At 47.9% G+C, this 14,899-nt stretch carries 13 protein-coding genes and 1 riboswitch; of the genes, 10 read left to right on the top strand and 3 right to left on the bottom strand.

Translation table 11 applies throughout. The features are described from left to right. The first annotated feature begins 2 nt into the window (after positions 1–2). From pknB to DPQ25_RS09120, 3 genes are read left to right on the top strand one after another with little or no spacing between them, the layout of a single operon-like run. Positions 3–2,048 (top strand): Stk1 family PASTA domain-containing Ser/Thr kinase, encoded by a 2,046-nt coding sequence (pknB, locus tag DPQ25_RS09130; RefSeq protein ID WP_112332861.1) that lies wholly within the window; start codon positions 3–5, stop codon positions 2,046–2,048. Positions 2,049–2,055: 7 nt separating this feature from the next. Continuing rightward, a complete protein-coding gene (gene rsgA / locus DPQ25_RS09125) occupies positions 2,056–2,934 on the top strand; it encodes a ribosome small subunit-dependent GTPase A (RefSeq protein ID WP_112332860.1) in 879 nt (292 codons plus the stop codon). Further along, entirely contained in the window at positions 2,919–3,563 is a 645-nt protein-coding gene (locus DPQ25_RS09120) for a thiamine diphosphokinase (RefSeq protein WP_112332859.1), read from the top strand. Before rsgA ends, DPQ25_RS09120 begins: the two co-directional genes overlap by 16 nt. A 201-nt stretch (positions 3,564–3,764) precedes the next feature. Here DPQ25_RS09120 and DPQ25_RS15390 read toward each other — a convergent pair whose 3' ends face one another. Next, positions 3,765–4,070, bottom strand: a complete 306-nt coding sequence (locus tag DPQ25_RS15390) for a hypothetical protein (RefSeq protein WP_242978276.1) — start codon at positions 4,068–4,070, stop codon at positions 3,765–3,767. A 103-nt stretch (positions 4,071–4,173) separates the two neighbouring features. Between DPQ25_RS15390 and DPQ25_RS09110 the strand changes: the two genes are divergently transcribed. Then, on the top strand, positions 4,174–5,031 hold the full coding sequence (locus DPQ25_RS09110) for an aldo/keto reductase (RefSeq protein WP_112332857.1): 858 nt from the start codon (positions 4,174–4,176) through the stop codon (positions 5,029–5,031). 73 nt (positions 5,032–5,104) lie between these two features. On the opposite strand, the gene DPQ25_RS09105 is transcribed toward DPQ25_RS09110, so the two are convergent. Then, positions 5,105–7,027: a hypothetical protein gene (locus DPQ25_RS09105; protein WP_112332856.1), complete on the bottom strand. Its 1,923-nt coding sequence runs from the start codon at positions 7,025–7,027 to the stop codon at positions 5,105–5,107. Positions 7,028–7,186: 159 nt separating this feature from the next. Between DPQ25_RS09105 and DPQ25_RS09100 the strand changes: the two genes are divergently transcribed. The 3 genes from DPQ25_RS09100 to radA all read left to right on the top strand — a co-directional run bounded on the left by DPQ25_RS09100 (position 7,187) and on the right by radA (position 10,793). Beyond that, positions 7,187–8,575 carry a sulfatase-like hydrolase/transferase gene (locus tag DPQ25_RS09100; RefSeq protein ID WP_112332855.1) on the top strand — a complete coding sequence of 463 codons (1,389 nt, stop codon included), beginning with the start codon at positions 7,187–7,189 and terminating at the stop codon, positions 8,573–8,575. A gap of 89 nt (positions 8,576–8,664) precedes the next feature. Further along, a complete protein-coding gene (locus tag DPQ25_RS09095; RefSeq protein ID WP_242978275.1) occupies positions 8,665–9,384 on the top strand; it encodes an N-acetylmuramoyl-L-alanine amidase in 720 nt (239 codons plus the stop codon). A 35-nt stretch (positions 9,385–9,419) separates the two neighbouring features. Further along, on the top strand, positions 9,420–10,793 hold the full coding sequence (gene radA / locus DPQ25_RS09090; RefSeq protein WP_112332854.1) for a DNA repair protein RadA: 1,374 nt from the start codon (positions 9,420–9,422) through the stop codon (positions 10,791–10,793). Here the strand turns inward: radA and DPQ25_RS14525 are convergent. After that, a complete protein-coding gene (locus tag DPQ25_RS14525; RefSeq protein ID WP_146740543.1) occupies positions 10,750–10,965 on the bottom strand; it encodes a hypothetical protein in 216 nt (71 codons plus the stop codon). The two genes, radA and DPQ25_RS14525, sit on opposite strands and share 44 nt — an antisense overlap. Before the next feature lie 149 nt (positions 10,966–11,114). On the opposite strand from DPQ25_RS14525, the gene DPQ25_RS09085 reads away from it, so the two are divergent. The 3 genes from DPQ25_RS09085 to DPQ25_RS09075 all read left to right on the top strand — a co-directional run bounded on the left by DPQ25_RS09085 (position 11,115) and on the right by DPQ25_RS09075 (position 14,457). Further along, positions 11,115–12,086, top strand: a complete 972-nt coding sequence (locus DPQ25_RS09085) for an efflux RND transporter periplasmic adaptor subunit (RefSeq protein WP_112332853.1) — start codon at positions 11,115–11,117, stop codon at positions 12,084–12,086. Next, on the top strand, positions 12,079–13,266 hold the full coding sequence (locus tag DPQ25_RS09080; RefSeq protein ID WP_112332852.1) for an ABC transporter permease: 1,188 nt from the start codon (positions 12,079–12,081) through the stop codon (positions 13,264–13,266). Before DPQ25_RS09085 ends, DPQ25_RS09080 begins: the two co-directional genes overlap by 8 nt. 183 nt (positions 13,267–13,449) lie before the next feature. Next, positions 13,450–14,457: a tyrosine recombinase XerC gene (locus DPQ25_RS09075; protein WP_112332851.1), complete on the top strand. Its 1,008-nt coding sequence runs from the start codon at positions 13,450–13,452 to the stop codon at positions 14,455–14,457. Between the two features lie 128 nt (positions 14,458–14,585). Beyond that, positions 14,586–14,799: riboswitch (cobalamin riboswitch) on the top strand. Positions 14,800–14,899 lie beyond the last annotated feature (100 nt).

The raw sequence follows: 14,899 nt of genomic DNA, 5'->3' as shown, positions 1-14,899 counted from the left end.
GAATGGATAAATATACCGGAAAACGGCTGGACGGTCGTTACGAAATCCATGAATTGATTGGCGTTGGCGGCATGGCCCTGGTTTACCGTGCATATGACACCATCGACGACCGAACGGTTGCAATAAAAATATTAAAGGATGAATTTCTGGGAAACGAAGAGTTCATCCGCCGCTTTAAGAATGAGTCAAAGGCTATTGCGGTGTTGTCGCACCCCAGCATCGTCAAGGTTTATGATGTGAGTTTTGGCGACCGTATTCAATATATCGTGGAAGAATATATTGACGGTATTACACTAAAGGATTATCTGGAGCAACAAAAGCAAATCCCCTGGAAGGAAGCCATCCATTTTACAGTCCAAATTTTAAACGCCTTGCAGCATGCGCACCAAAAGGGAATTGTACACCGCGACATCAAACCGCAGAACATTATGCTGCTTCAGGACGGCACGATTAAAGTCACCGATTTCGGCATTGCCCGTTTTGCGCATAGCGAGACCAGAACCATGACAGATAAGGCTATTGGCTCCGTCCACTATATCGCGCCCGAGCAGGCGCGTGGGGATGTCGTTGACGGTAAGACGGATATTTACTCCGTCGGTGTTATGCTTTATGAAATGCTGACCGGACAGCTGCCCTTCGAGGCGGATAATGCCGTTTCGGTAGCAATCATGCAGCTGCAGGCAGACCCCCGCCCGCCACGTGAAATCAACCCGGATATTCCCGAGGGGCTTGAAGAAATTACGCTGAAGGCTATGCAGAAAAATCCGGCGCAGCGGTACCAGTCTGCAACGGAAATGCTGGAGGATATTGCGGAGTTTCGCAAAAACCCAAGCATTCGCTTTCAATATCAGTATTTTCAGGATGAAAAACCGACGAAATATATCGACGCCATCAATAATGTCCGCGGCAACACGGACCCGGCTTATAACGACAATTATGAATATGAAGAGGTAGCAGACACCGCCGCTAAAAAGAAAAATGTGGCCCCCTTGGTGATTGCGGGAGTATTGGCGGCATTTCTGATTGTTGCCGTAGCGCTCGGGTTTGCCGCTCTGTTCAGAGGCTGCCAGGCCGAACAGCCGGCGGAGGATATTGAAGTGCCTAATTTTATTGGGCAGAAGGCAGCGGAAATCTACGAAAATGAAGAGTACAAGAAAAACTTTGTGTTTAAAGAGGAGCAGAAGCAGGATTCCTCAAAGGAAGTGGGCGAGGTCCTGGATCAGAGCCCTGCGGAGGGTATGAAGGTCAAACCAGGCGCTGAAATTACCCTTTATGTAAATGTGGGCAATACCATGCAGGAAATTCCGGATCTGACCAATTATACAAAGGAAGACGCTGAAAAGATTTTACAGGACCGGAACCTGGTTCCTAATTCGATTGAAATTGTTGATGAGACCGTATCGGAAGGCCATGTTGTACGCACGGACCCGGCCAAGGGAGAATCGGTCGCAGAAGGCAGCACCGTAAATCTGTATATCAGCGGCGGCCCAGAGGATAATACCATTGCTGTTCCTGCAGAGATCATCGGTATGCAGCTGGAGGATGCGCGCAAGGCGTTGACAAACCTTGGTTTTGTCGTAGATGCCACCCCAAAAGACGACACAGGCAAGGAGAAGGGGGTTGTTGTCGAATGCAGCCCGCTGCCGGGCACCAAGCTGGAAAAGAACAGCAAGGTAACGTTGGTCTACAGCTCCGGTAAGGTAACCTCGGTGCCCAACAAAAAGCTGGAGGTTGCGATCCGGATGCCCAATATCAACCGCGACGTTACGCTGGTCGCCTATATCGATGGCGTAAAGGTCCAGGAAAAGCAGGGGCTGAATCCCTCAGCCGTTCCGGGCGAATTTTTGTCGCTGACCTTTGAAAACACCGGCACGCATGAGCTTCGGGTAATGATTGACGGGGAACTGCTGGCGCGTTATACACTGTTTTTTGACGATGGAAAATTCAAGCAAGAGGAATATCATGACCTGAGCGATCCGGAGTCTACGGGTGATAACGAAAGTACGAATATAACTCCCGAGCCCCCAGCCCCGGAACAGGGGACTTGAAAAACGTATGCAGGGACTTATTTTGAAGGGCATCAGCGGCTTTTATGCAGTAAAAGCCGCTGATGCAGTATATGAGTGCCGCGCACGCGGTGTTTTTCGCAAGGAACAGCAAAAGCCCCTGGCGGGCGACCATGTGGAATTTCACGTTGAAGCCGACGGCAGTGGTATCATCGACAAAATTGAAGAGCGAAAAAACGAACTGGTCCGGCCACCTATTGCAAATATTGACCAGATGCTTATTTTAGCATCCGTAGATGACCCGGCGCCCAAGCCGCTGCTGATCGACCGGATCATCGCCGCGGCGGAGGATCTTTCAATTGAACCTGTTTTGGTCATCTCTAAGACAGATCTGGGGGATGAGCGCTGGCTCAGGGAAATATATGAGCAGGCAGGCTTTCAGGTATTTTGCGTTTCTTTAATAGAACCCGAGCGCTTTTCAGCCGTTAAGGATTGCCTGATAGGAAAGGTAACCGCCATCGCAGGCAATTCCGGCGTCGGAAAATCCACCTTGCTAAATGGGCTTGGAGAGGGCTTGTGCCAACAAACCGGTGAAACCAGCAAAAAGTTGGGGAGAGGGCGGCACACGACCCGCAGCGTGGAGCTGTTTCCCTTACAGGACGGCGGCTTTGTGGCCGACACACCCGGCTTTTCTTCCATACAGATGGAGTCATTTCATTTGGTTAAAAAAGAGGACCTGCCGCATTGCTTTCGCGAATTTCGCCCCTATCTTGGGCACTGTCGCTTCCAAACCTGTTCTCACACGCAGGAAAAAGGCTGCGCTGTCTTAGAGGCGCTGCACAAGGGTAAAATCAATCCTTCCCGCCATGAGAGCTATGCCGCCATGTACAACGAAGTAAAGGATTTCAAAGAATGGAAAAAAAGGTAGCAGCTTGCGTTATTATCAGCGCGGCGCCGGTTTCAAATGTTTCCTATATAAAAAACTATATTCAGGATAGGGACTTCGTCATCTGCGCGGACGGGGGATTGAAGCATGCAATGGCCTGTGGAATCCTACCGGATTTACTGGTAGGAGACTTCGATTCACTTGACGCCGATTTACCCGAAGCCATTGAGCGGCTTAAACTGCCGGTCATGAAGGATGACACCGATACCATGGCTGCCGTCAAAACCGGTTTACAAAGAGGCTATCGCCGGTTTACCATTTTATGTGCAACCGGCGGCCGTTTGGACCATACCTACGCCAATTTATGTACTATGCAATACATTCTTTCCCAGGGCGGAGAGGCCTGCCTTGTCGATGCAGACGCCAGTATTTATCTGATTCGAAATAAAAAAATGCTGTTTAAAAATCAAACAGGAAAAACGCTTTCCGTCTTCCCGTTTGGCTGCCGCTTTTGTACAGTAACTTATGAGGGGCTTCTATATCCACTTGACCATGTCCGCCTGTATGCGGACGGTTTTCCTATGGGAGTCAGTAATATTATTATTGAAAACACCGCTACAGTGGAAGTGCACGAGGGCGACGCGCTGATTATGCTCAATAACAAGGTTTAATATTTTCCTTATCACCAAAATACTTCCCGCCGTATATACTGTTATTAAGACGGCAGGAAGGGTGGAGGATCATTAATGAGGAGGCCAAATTGTAAATGTTTTCGGCCCCAATACGCAATTGCTTTTGGCCTGGGCCTAGTGCTTTCTTGTTTTTGCCCAACAGGGCTGATTTTATTCGTTGTTGCCGTCATCATGGTGGCGTTAGGAATTGCCTTGCTCAAGGCCTAAACCGCCCACATAATTTTTATGTGAAAACATAGTCATGATTGGAGGCTGGCTGAGATGAAAGTGGTTGTTGTGCGTAGTTCTAAGGTTGTTAGTTTTTTTCTGAGAAAGATGTTTCATATTAAAAAGGAAGCCGAATAGCGCCTTGTTGTCTATAGAATAAATTGCACAGAAAAAGCAAGCGTTGGTATGAAAACCAACGCTTGCTTTTTTGCCGCCCTTAGGCGATGGGCTTTCCCACGCAGGCCGGTTTATTACGCAAAGGCGCCGGACAAATTGCACGCTTAGCCCTCCTACCGCATTGTACATTGTAAATGGCTTACAATCGGTATATAATAAAAAATAGAATATAAAAATTATTGATAATTGGGACGGAGGAGAGTATATGCAATTATATTCCGTGGCAGACGGCTTAGCCTGCCGCAACGGCGTCTCTATTCCCTGCGTTGGGTTTGGCACCTGGCTGGCGGAAGAGGGGGCAATGGCTGTCAATGCGGTAAAAAAGGCGCTTGAATTAGGTTTTCGCCATATTGACACCGCTTCTTATTACGGCAACGAAAAAAGTGTAGGGCAAGCAATCCGAGAAAGTGGGATTCCCCGTGACGAGCTTTTTGTCACCACCAAGCTTTGGAACAGCGATCACGGCTATCATGCCGCAAAACTGGCGTTTGAGCGTTCATTGGCGGCATTGCAAATGGATTATGTTGACCTATACCTGATTCATTGGCCAAATCCTGCTGCGTTTCGCTCCCATTGGCAGGAAAGCAACGCAGAAACCTGGCAGGCTATGGAGGAATTGTACCAAGCTGGAAAAATACGCGCAATTGGCGTCAGTAATTTTATGCCGCACCATCTCGATGCGCTGCTTTGTACCGCCAAGGTAGTACCCGCGGTTAACCAGATACGCCTTTGTCCAGGCAGTGTTCAACCAGAGGTGACCCGCTACTGTAAAGCGCATCAAATTTTATTAGAAGGGTATAGCCCCCTTGGCGGCGGTGCGGTTTTCCAGCAGCCGGAGCTCAAACAAATGGCGGAGAAATATGGAAAAAGCATCTCTCAGCTTTGCCTGCGCTGGCATATTCAAAACGGCTTTATTCCTTTGCCGAAATCCGTTACACCGGAACGTATTTTCGAAAATACCCAACTGTTTGATTTTTCTCTTTCGGATGCGGACATGAACTTTATTACACAGATAGAAAGCGGCTGTGGGGCTGCGCCCGAACCGGACCAAGTGGATTTTTAGACGTTCGGCATATAAAAAGAACTGGCGGAGCGCCGATCTCCTACCAGTTCTTTCTTTTTATATTGGGCGCGGGTTACTCCTGGCTTATTTCTCCACCGAAGGTTATAATGTCCAAGGCAATTTTCCCAGTTCTGGGCCTAATGCTCAAGCAGTGGCGCCCCTGAGAAAGTCCGGATACCCTGTACACCGGGGTGGAGGGAATGCAAGCCTCAGCGGTAAGACAAATTGTTGTATAGAAATATCCGTCAATCAGAATATCCATCTCACCCAAGTCCGGTGATTTTGGGGCGTATAATGAAACCCAGCTGCCGATAAAGTTCCATTTTGCAGAAACGCCGCCCTCCCCGACAAAACCATCCGTACCGGCAAATTTCAAATTGTCAGGCCGCTGCCAATTGCTCATAAGCTGTCCTGCCCCTAACAGCGCCTCAAAGGCGTTATAGCTGAATTCATAGGGGAACACAGGCCCGGTAAGCTGGAATTTTTTGCAGTTCAGAATTGAAAATTCATGTGCAATAAGGGCCAGCGGGCACGCCCGTGAGACCTCTGCCGGACCGCTCCAGAAGCATTTGTCATTGACCTGGATCTTAAGCATGCCGTCCCGGTTTTCAATAAGCAGATGAACCGCCTGAACGTTCTCCACAAAGCGTTCCTGTTTATAAAGAAGCGCCTCTTTCGATTGGCCTCTGCGTTCCAGGCGAACGGTTCCGGACTCATCCAGCATGATCGCATAGCAACCATCGAAACAAGAGACATGCGGCACGGCATCCGAGGAATGAGCATGCGAACCTAAAATACCGTGGTAATCAAAAGCGACTCCCACCGTTCCGGTAAAGGTAAATTCCATATTCAGTGTAAAATCCTTGTAGGCGGCCAGCAGAGGCGAGATGGATTTCCCTGCATGTCCTGAAAAGGTAAACCCATCGCTAAAGGGCTGGGCCCAGGGACGGGAGGCAACCGAGAGTGTGCCGTAGTCCCTGGAATCCTTAGAGGGATACATCACATAAAATTGTCCGTTTTCGACAAAACCATTGATGGTTTGCCCCCAGATGCCATATTTTTCGTCTTCCAAATTCCGGCTATGCCAGAAACCGCCGTCCCAGGCCAAGCTCCATGCTTCCGGGCGATGCGCTTCCTCCAACACAGCACGGAATACCGCCTGATAATTACGGTTTTTAGAAACCGACGTCGCCGGTGCATAGACAATACCATCATGGGTAAAACAGGGGTAAAATTCAACAGGGGCAGGGTAATACTCGGCTCTCTCGTCAGAAAGCAGGATATGCACATCGGACCAGGGGCCCTCCGGAGACGGAGCCGTCATGCAGGCCAACCCCCAACAAAAATGCTGATCTGCATCGCAGAGAATAAAAGCAATCCAGTCATTTTTCCGCTTTAAAACGGTAGAAGCATAGCCGCGGCTGAACACACCCAAACGTCCATACTGCTTCTTATTACTGAAAAATGGGATCTCCAGCGGGTGAAACGGCCCCTCTGGTGACATCGCCCAGGCAAGCCCGGCGCCGGAGTCGGAATCAGAGGCGTTTTTGCTGTGTGCATTTTCCCAGGTATTTCCGCTGCTGCCCCAGTCATAGGCCAGCCAATACCGGTCGCATTCCTCATCATATTGCAGCACGACATCCGGGTGACTTTTAATCAAAGCCTGCTGGCCGTCGATTGTCAGGTAAAAATCCTGCTGAAAACCTGGCCCCAAACAGGCCCAGGACTTGCCTTTATCGCAGGAACGGTATATGATAAAGGTGCTGGGGGGAAGGTCGGGCCCTACGGCATAGCCATAGGGGTAAACGCCAGCATAATAATACCAGTTGTCCGTTTTGGGGTCCCGGAAGAGGGAACCGTTTACCCCCCATTCCCAAGGCGGATTTGAGCGGTGTACCGTATCGCCCAGTTTTTCAAATGTATCAAAGGAGGGGTCGCCCAATGTCGGATGCCGGAGCCAGCTGTTCCGGTTTTGTACCTTTGCATAATCTTTCATCAATACACTTCCCTTCAGGATGGCAGACGTTCCTTGTTGAGCGCCTGCTTATGATGGGGGTATTATAGCATGCTTCGTGGTTGAAAACAATTTAATTTCGGCAATTTTATAAAAGACTCTGCCAGAACACCAAATAATTAACCGGGGAGTTGTTAAAACATGAAACCCAACTTTTTATTCATCAGCGTCGACCAGCAACGTTTTGACTGTGTAGGCTATTCCGGACGCCGGCCGGTTAAAACGCCAAATATCGACAGAATTGCGCATGAAGGCATCTGGTTTGATCAGGCCTATACCCCCATACCCATCTGCTGCCCGGCCAGGCAGTCCCTTGTTTGCGGGCAGCGGGCGGAAAGGTTCGGCGCCCTGTGGAATTATGACCAGGGCATTCCAGTCCGCTCACTGGAAAAGGAGGCCTATTCCTGGGCCCGGGAGCTTCAGCGTTCCGGTTACCATACCGCCTATGTCGGAGCGTGGCATGGGAGCCCGGAATATACACCGCTCGATTTTGGCTATGAGCACTATGTTCCAACCGCAGAGCTCCAGGCTCGAATCGAACAGGAGTATCCCGGTATAGTCTATGAACATGGCTTCTACGGCGATAAGAACCCGGTTCCCCTGGAGGATTCCTGTACCCATAGGAATGCGGAGGAGATTATCCGGTATATAGATGAATTTTCAAAGGAAGAAGTACCTTGGCATGTAAAAATGGATTTTGTTGAACCTCATTTGCCATGCAGGCCTTCCGAACCCTTTGCATCGATGTATAAACCGGAGGATATTGAAAAATGGGCGGCTTTTGATGACCCCTTAACCAATAAACCGTATATCCAGCGGCAGCAGCTATATAACTGGGAGACCCAGAACCTGAGCTGGGAGGCGTGCAGCCGCATGGTAGCGCTTTATTATGGTTATATCTCACAGGTAGACGATGCTGTCGGCCGTGTGCTTTCTTATTTAGAGCAGACCGGGCAGCTGGACCGTACTATTGTGCTTTTCACTGCGGATCATGGCGACATGGCAGGCAACAGGCATATGATCGACAAGCATTATGTTATGTATGACGATGTTGTACGTGTGCCGCTGGCTATTCGTTACCCGGCTGAAATTAAGGCCGGTACGGTAAGCCATGCGCTGGTGACCAATATGCTGGATATTCCGCCGACGATACTGGATTGGTTCGGCATACCAAAGCCGGATTTCTTGCAGGGAGAAAGCCTTCAGCCGCTTTTGGGTGGAGAGGTGCCGGAAAATTGGCGCAAGTACGTCTATAGTACCTATAATGGGCAGCAATTCGGCCTTTATATGCAGCGCATGCTTCGCAGCTATAACTGGAAATATATTTGGAACCCGACCGATATCGACGAGCTCTATAACATGCAGCAAGACCCCAACGAGCTTAATAACCTGGCAGCAGTGGCAGACTCAAAACCACTTTTGGACCGCATGCGCCTGGAATTAGTGCGCTGTATGGAAAAGGAAGGGGACGGCATTTTGAATGGCTGGACACGGAGACAGCTGGAAAAAGGGAATAAGCTTCCCTTTTAGCACTGATTTTCCGGCATTTCCATACACAGCCAGTGCCGCCGGGCATAACCGTTTTTTCACTGTCATAGAATAACTATGGGGTGAGAAGATTGAAAACCACCAAAAATTATTTATCTGCAATTATTGTTCTTGTCATTAGCTGCCTGGCATTTTTGCTATTCTCATTTTTATCCTGCCAGAAACTGGACCGCATGGCAGCAGCAAATGCTGTTCAGAATACCCCGCCGGTTATTGTTCTGGATCCTGGGCATGGGGGAGAGGACGGTGGAGCATCGGCGGCAACCGGCGCCCTTGAAAAGGAGATCAACTTAAATGTGTCCCTTTATCTGCGGGAGATGCTGGAAAAATCCGGTTACAGGGTCGTGATGACGCGGGAAACTGACCGGGCAATAAATGATGAAGGGCTCGATACAATCAGGGAACGCAAGGTCAGTGATATCCACAATCGCATGAAGATCACGAAGGAGCAGGGGAACTGCATCCTGGTCAGCATCCACCAAAACCATTTTTCAGAGAGCCGTTATTATGGAACACAAATTTTTTATTCCACAAATGACTCCACCAGCAAAGAGCTCGCGGAGTCCATACGCGAACAAACGGTTGCGCTGATCCAACCGGAGAACAAGCGTGAGTGTAAGCCGGCGACCAGCTCGATTTATCTGTTATGGCACGCGGATATGCCTGCGGTTTTGGTGGAATGCGGCTTTTTGTCCAACGAGTCTGAGGCCGCCAAGCTGGTCACCACCCAATATCAGCGTCAGATGGCCTTTGTAATCTATAATGGACTGGTGGATTATTTGTCGGATTAAGCTTAAAAAAATCAAAATAATGGATGTGAAAAAGATTGGCTTCTAAAGCAAAAAATATTTATATTTGTTCGGAGTGCGGTTTCGAATCGCCTAAATGGTATGGGAAATGCCCTGGCTGCGGTCAATGGAACACCCTGACTGAAGAAATTCAGGCGGCGCCGAGCAAATTTTCTGCGCCTGTCAGGAATGCTGAGAACAGGGCAAAAGCTGTGGCAATTAATGAAATCAGTACCGACGAAGAAATTCGTTACCACACTGGGTTTTCAGAGCTTGACCGTGTATTGGGCGGTGGGATTGTAAAAGGGTCATTGACGATTATTAGCGGAGACCCCGGTATTGGCAAGTCGACCATTCTGTTACAAATCTGCGAATACTTAGGCCGCAGCCTGAAGATTCTTTATGTATCCGGCGAGGAGTCCGGCCGGCAGATTAAATTGCGCGCCGCACGCTTGGGCGTTCACAGTGAAAACCTGTATATTCTGACAGAAACCGATATTCAAGCTGTAATTGAACATATCCGCACCGAAAAACCCGATATTGTTATGATCGACTCCATTCAAACCATGAATTATACCGAGCTGTCCTCTTCACCAGGCAGCGTTACGCAGGTACGGGAATGCACAAATGCGATTATGCATGTAGCAAAATCCTTTGAAATTCCCGCGATTCTGGTCGGGCATGTCAACAAGGATGGCGCCATTGCAGGGCCTAAGGTGCTGGAACATATTGTCGATGCTGTGCTGTATTTCGAGGGTGACCGTCAAATGACCTACCGCATTTTGCGGGCGGTAAAGAACCGTTTTGGCTCCACCAATGAAATTGGCGTATTTGACATGGGGGAAAACGGCCTTCAACAGGTGGACAACCCCTCCATGGCTATGCTTTCGGGAAGGCCTGTGCATGTCTCAGGTACCTGTGTCACCTGCGTTATGGAGGGAACACGCCCCATTCTTGCCGAGATCCAGGGACTGGCGACGACCAGCGGGTTTGGCAACCCGCGCCGTATGGCAACTGGCTTTGATTATAACCGGATGAATTTACTGCTTGCCGTGCTGGAAAAGAGGGCGGGGTTTTATTTTTCAAACCTGGACACCTATGTAAACGTTGTAGGCGGCTTACGGCTTGATGAACCCGCGGTAGATCTTGCTGTCGCCATGGCGCTGATCTCCAGCTTAAAGGATGTTCCCATTAAGGAAGATGCCCTTGTATTCGGCGAAATCGGTCTGGCAGGAGAGCTGCGCATGACCAGCCATGTCCAGGCGCGTATCAGCGAAGCGCAGCGCCTAGGATTTCGCCGCTGTATTCTACCCGCCAACTGTCTAAAAAAGCGGCCGGTGAGCGACTGTGAAATCGAACTGATCGGCGTCAATACGGTGCGGGAGGCGTTTGAGGCGCTGGCTGAGTCGTAGGAGCGTCAGTGGCCCTGATAAAACGGGCGGCTTCATATTGATCTTTAGGAACTACACGAATGCAGTGGACACAGCCATCTCCAGTATAGTTGGTAATTGCCGAGGGCAACTCCAGCTGGCAATAGCCGTCCTTCTGATAGATGCAGTCCTCATCACATTGAATAATGCTCATTTTCGTTCACCTCAGTGCTTATTTTAGGTCGCCGGCTCATTTTTATGCATACAATTTCCATAATTTTTTTGTTTTTCAATTCATAAAACCTCATCCGCATCAAAGACTAAAAGCCATAGGATGGAGGGAATTAAAATGAAAAATATGTGATGCTAATATTCTTTACATTGATTTTAATTATTGGCATATTCTGTATTGGTAAATTTTCAGAGAGCTCGGTGGTTTCAGTCTCGCTTGTAAAGCCAGAAAGCATCACAGCTGAAAACTCCGTTTCCTGTACAGGAACCATCGAATGGGTCTCTTCCAGGAATATTTACAGCGACTCGCTTGCGGTGGTTAAGCATATTTATGTTGCTGTGGGGGAAGAAGTTCAGCAAGGCCAACTATTGGCCAAGGTAACGCCGATCTCTACCTCTTTATCCACTGATAGCTATGCTGACTATGGAGCCTATGAGAAATTTTTATCCTCCTCCAGTTCTCAAAGCAGTAGTGGAGCTCAAAAGAAGCTGGAGGCAGCAGAAGAGATCCGAGCCCCGGTAAGCGGCAGGCTGGTTGCCGTTTCCTTAAAGGAAGGGGAACATACGGACTTAACCCAGGCTTCGTTTGTCATTGTAGAAAATGAGGACATGCAGGTACGGCTTGCTGTCCCCGAAACACAGATACAGGATGTACAGGTTGGGCAGCGGGCCACAATTACCGGATCCGGCTTTAAAAACACCTATTACGGAACAGTTCAGCGTATTTCCGACCAAGCAAAGCAGAAGACTTCTTCTTCAGGTGTGGATACAATTGTTGAGGTATTGGTCTCGCTTGAAAATCCTGCTGACGAAATTAAACCCGGTTTTACCGCTAAAGCCAAAATTACCACCGCGGAAAAGGAGCATGTCGTTATTTTGCCCTATGAGGCAATTCAGGCCGAGGAAGACGGTACGGAATATGTGCTGACCATCGAAAATAACCGTGCCGTTAAGCATAGCATCACTACTGGAGATGAATTTGAAAACGGCGTGGCTGTTCTTTCAGGCCTGGAGCATGGGGAAGAGGTCATTCATGACCCTACCGGCATAGAGGAAGGAGCCTGGGTAAAAAATTCCTCTGCAGAGGAGGATTCCCATGCTTGATCTGCTTAAGTCGGCCTTTCATAATTTGGGGCGCAAACGTTTTCGCACCCTTTTAACCGTGCTGGGCGTTTCCATCGGGGTTTCATCGGTCATTATTATCGGAAATATCAGCCAATTCGGAACAGAGGCGGTCAGTGCGGAGCTGGACTCACTGGGATTGAATGGGTTATCCGTCAGCGTTTTACCGGAAGCAACCAATGTTCAGCTGGGGGCGGATGATTTGGAGGCGGTTCGCACTTTGCAGGAGATCGAACAGGCCACCCCGGTCATTGTACAAAGCACAGAGGTTTCGACAGCTCGTTTGGCTACGCAGGCCCTTGTTTGGGGTATAGAGCCATCAGCACGTGAAATTGTTTCATTAAAAGTTTTACACGGCCGGATGGTGAACCAGCAAGACATCCGCTCTTATTCGAATGTTTGTTTAGTCGATGAATCATTTGCAAAAAATGCATACGGCAGAAATAATATCATCGGCAAAAAAATACAAATTTCCTGTAATGGTACGCTGGAGGAATTTGAGGTTATCGGCATTATTAAGACGGGCAGCGGGCTTTTACAAAATTTTATGGGGAACTATATTCCTACATTTATTTATGTGCCCTATACAACCTTTCAACGCTCACTTGGACGGGAAAGCTTTGACCAGATTGTTGTCAAGGTAAAAGAAGGTTCCGACTTGGAAGAAGCCGGGAAGCAAATTGTAGCTTCTTTGGAGCAATATAACAGTGTACAGAATGCCTTTGCCGCCAATAATCTGGCAAAGCAGCGCGATGATCTCTCTAATATGCTTGAGATTATCACATTAATTCTTACTGCGGTAGGCGCCATTTCCTTGTTGGTCGCCAGTTTAAGCATTATGACCGTCATGCTGGTGTCTGTTAATGAACGCACAAGAGAGATTGGCATCAAAAAGGCCATTGGCGCCAGCCGTTCGTCCATCATGGTTGAATTTTTGTTCGAAGCCGTTCTAATTTCTCTCATTGGTTGTTTGACCGGTTTACTCCTGGGTTATGCAATCTCAGCCTCCGGGGCTACTTTAATGGAAATTACATTCCCATTAAACAGCAAAACTATTCTGCCCTCAGTGGTGTTCTCACTTGTAACGGGGATTGTTTTTGGTGTTTATCCGGCTTATAAGGCCTCAAAATTGGCGCCGGTTGATGCGCTGCGCATGGAATAAACAAAATAGCAAAAGCTGCCCAAATTTTTTATTGGCGGCTTTTTATTTTTGATTTAAAAATGTTATGGCTCTGAAAAGAAAAGAGGATAGGGGCATTGCTTTTTAAGAAATCTTATGATATACTTAATTATACAAAATGAATATTTTGTATAATTAAGGGAAGGGATCGGAGTTGCTACTACCATGAGAACCTCAATCTATGATGAAGCTCCACAAATTCTTAAGGAGTTTCTGGGATATATGGAAACAGTTAAGGGTAAATCCGAGCATACAGTTGAAGAATACTATTTAGACCTGAGAACTTTTTTTCGTTATATCAAACAAAGCGAACATCTGGTTTCTGAACAAACAGAATTTCAGGATATTACAATTAGCGATGTGAACATTGAATTAATTCGAACCATTACACTGACAAAAGTATATGAGTACATGAACTTTTTGCGGACGGATAGGCAAAATAAGGCCGCGTCCCGTTCCCGCAAAGTCTCCAGCTTACGGACTTTTTTTAAGTATCTGACCAATAAGGTCAATAAGCTGGAGGTTAATCCCATTGAAGAACTGGAGACTCCTAAAAATAAGAAGGCGTTGCCGAAATATCTAACCCTGGAACAATCGCTCGAACTATTGTCCAAAGTAGAAGGCCCTACCGCCGAACGAGATTATTGTATTCTTACCCTTTTTCTCAATTGCGGCTTGCGCCTCTCGGAGCTGGTGGGCCTGAATATCAGCGATGTCCATAACAGCAACAAGACCCTTCGCATTGTCGGTAAGGGCAATAAAGAACGGATTGTCTACTTAAACGAGTCCTGTGTATCCGCAATTCAGCGTTATTTGACTGTTCGCCCCAAAGACGGACTTCAAGACAGAAAAGCACTTTTCATCAGCAAACAGAAAAAACGGATCAGCCCGAAAACGGTTCAGTATATTGTAAAAAAATATTTGAATGAAATCGATTTAGGCGGTCAGGGTTATTCTGTACATAAGCTGCGCCACACGGCCGCTACCTTGATGTACCAGCATGGGCATGTGGATATTCGAGTACTTAAGGATATTTTAGGCCATGAGAATCTCGGCACTACCGAAATCTATACCCACTTATCCAGCCAGCAGATGGAGGATGCCGCATTGAAGAATCCTCTCTCTCATGTTAAACAGCGGACAGGGCGAACAAATGTTAAAAAACAGGATTAATTAGCCTTACCGCCTTATTTTGGCGTCTCAAACTTATTTTATGGAAAAATTTTAGAATAATTTGAAAAAATACCAAACCTGTTACCGATTCCTTGACAAGCTCTTTATTTTATGTTACTTTCATTATGAATTTAATACTGGCTTCGGGTATGCGGCCTCTAAGCCGCTGGGAATGGGGTGCAAATCCCCAACAGAGCCACGCTGCTGTAAGAAACTGCTGTTTATGTTCGTCCTCTTTTTAATTTCATTAGAAAGAGCACGGCCACTGGGGGTTCCTGGGAAGGCAAAAAACAGCTATTACGGTTTCAAAGTCAGAAGACCGGCCCGAAGACGTTCGAATGACATCTTCTTCGGGATTTAAGAAGGTTCGAAAGGCTTCTGTTATGGAATAACAGTGGTTATTCGCACCCCCGTATTATGGCAACATAATACGGTTTTTTGT

The sequence above is a fragment of the Hydrogeniiclostridium mannosilyticum genome, assembly GCF_003268275.1.
GTDB classification, from domain to species: domain Bacteria; phylum Bacillota; class Clostridia; order Oscillospirales; family Acutalibacteraceae; genus Hydrogeniiclostridium; species Hydrogeniiclostridium mannosilyticum.
This window is presented reverse-complemented; position numbering and strand designations above follow the sequence as displayed.

Excerpts from the sequence above, each read along its gene's own strand:
- pknB (WP_112332861.1), top strand. The coding sequence starts at position 3 with ATGGATAAATATACCGGAAAACGGCTGGACGGTCGTTACGAAATCCAT.
- DPQ25_RS09075 (WP_112332851.1), top strand. The coding sequence starts at position 13,450 with ATGAGAACCTCAATCTATGATGAAGCTCCACAAATTCTTAAGGAGTTT.
- DPQ25_RS09110 (WP_112332857.1), top strand. The coding sequence starts at position 4,174 with ATGCAATTATATTCCGTGGCAGACGGCTTAGCCTGCCGCAACGGCGTC.
- rsgA (WP_112332860.1), top strand. The coding sequence starts at position 2,056 with ATGCAGGGACTTATTTTGAAGGGCATCAGCGGCTTTTATGCAGTAAAA.
- DPQ25_RS14525 (WP_146740543.1), bottom strand. The coding sequence starts at position 10,965 with ATGAGCATTATTCAATGTGATGAGGACTGCATCTATCAGAAGGACGGC.
- DPQ25_RS09085 (WP_112332853.1), top strand. The coding sequence starts at position 11,115 with ATGCTAATATTCTTTACATTGATTTTAATTATTGGCATATTCTGTATT.
- DPQ25_RS09100 (WP_112332855.1), top strand. The coding sequence starts at position 7,187 with ATGAAACCCAACTTTTTATTCATCAGCGTCGACCAGCAACGTTTTGAC.
- DPQ25_RS09120 (WP_112332859.1), top strand. The coding sequence starts at position 2,919 with ATGGAAAAAAAGGTAGCAGCTTGCGTTATTATCAGCGCGGCGCCGGTT.
- DPQ25_RS09105 (WP_112332856.1), bottom strand. The coding sequence starts at position 7,027 with ATGAAAGATTATGCAAAGGTACAAAACCGGAACAGCTGGCTCCGGCAT.
- DPQ25_RS09080 (WP_112332852.1), top strand. The coding sequence starts at position 12,079 with ATGCTTGATCTGCTTAAGTCGGCCTTTCATAATTTGGGGCGCAAACGT.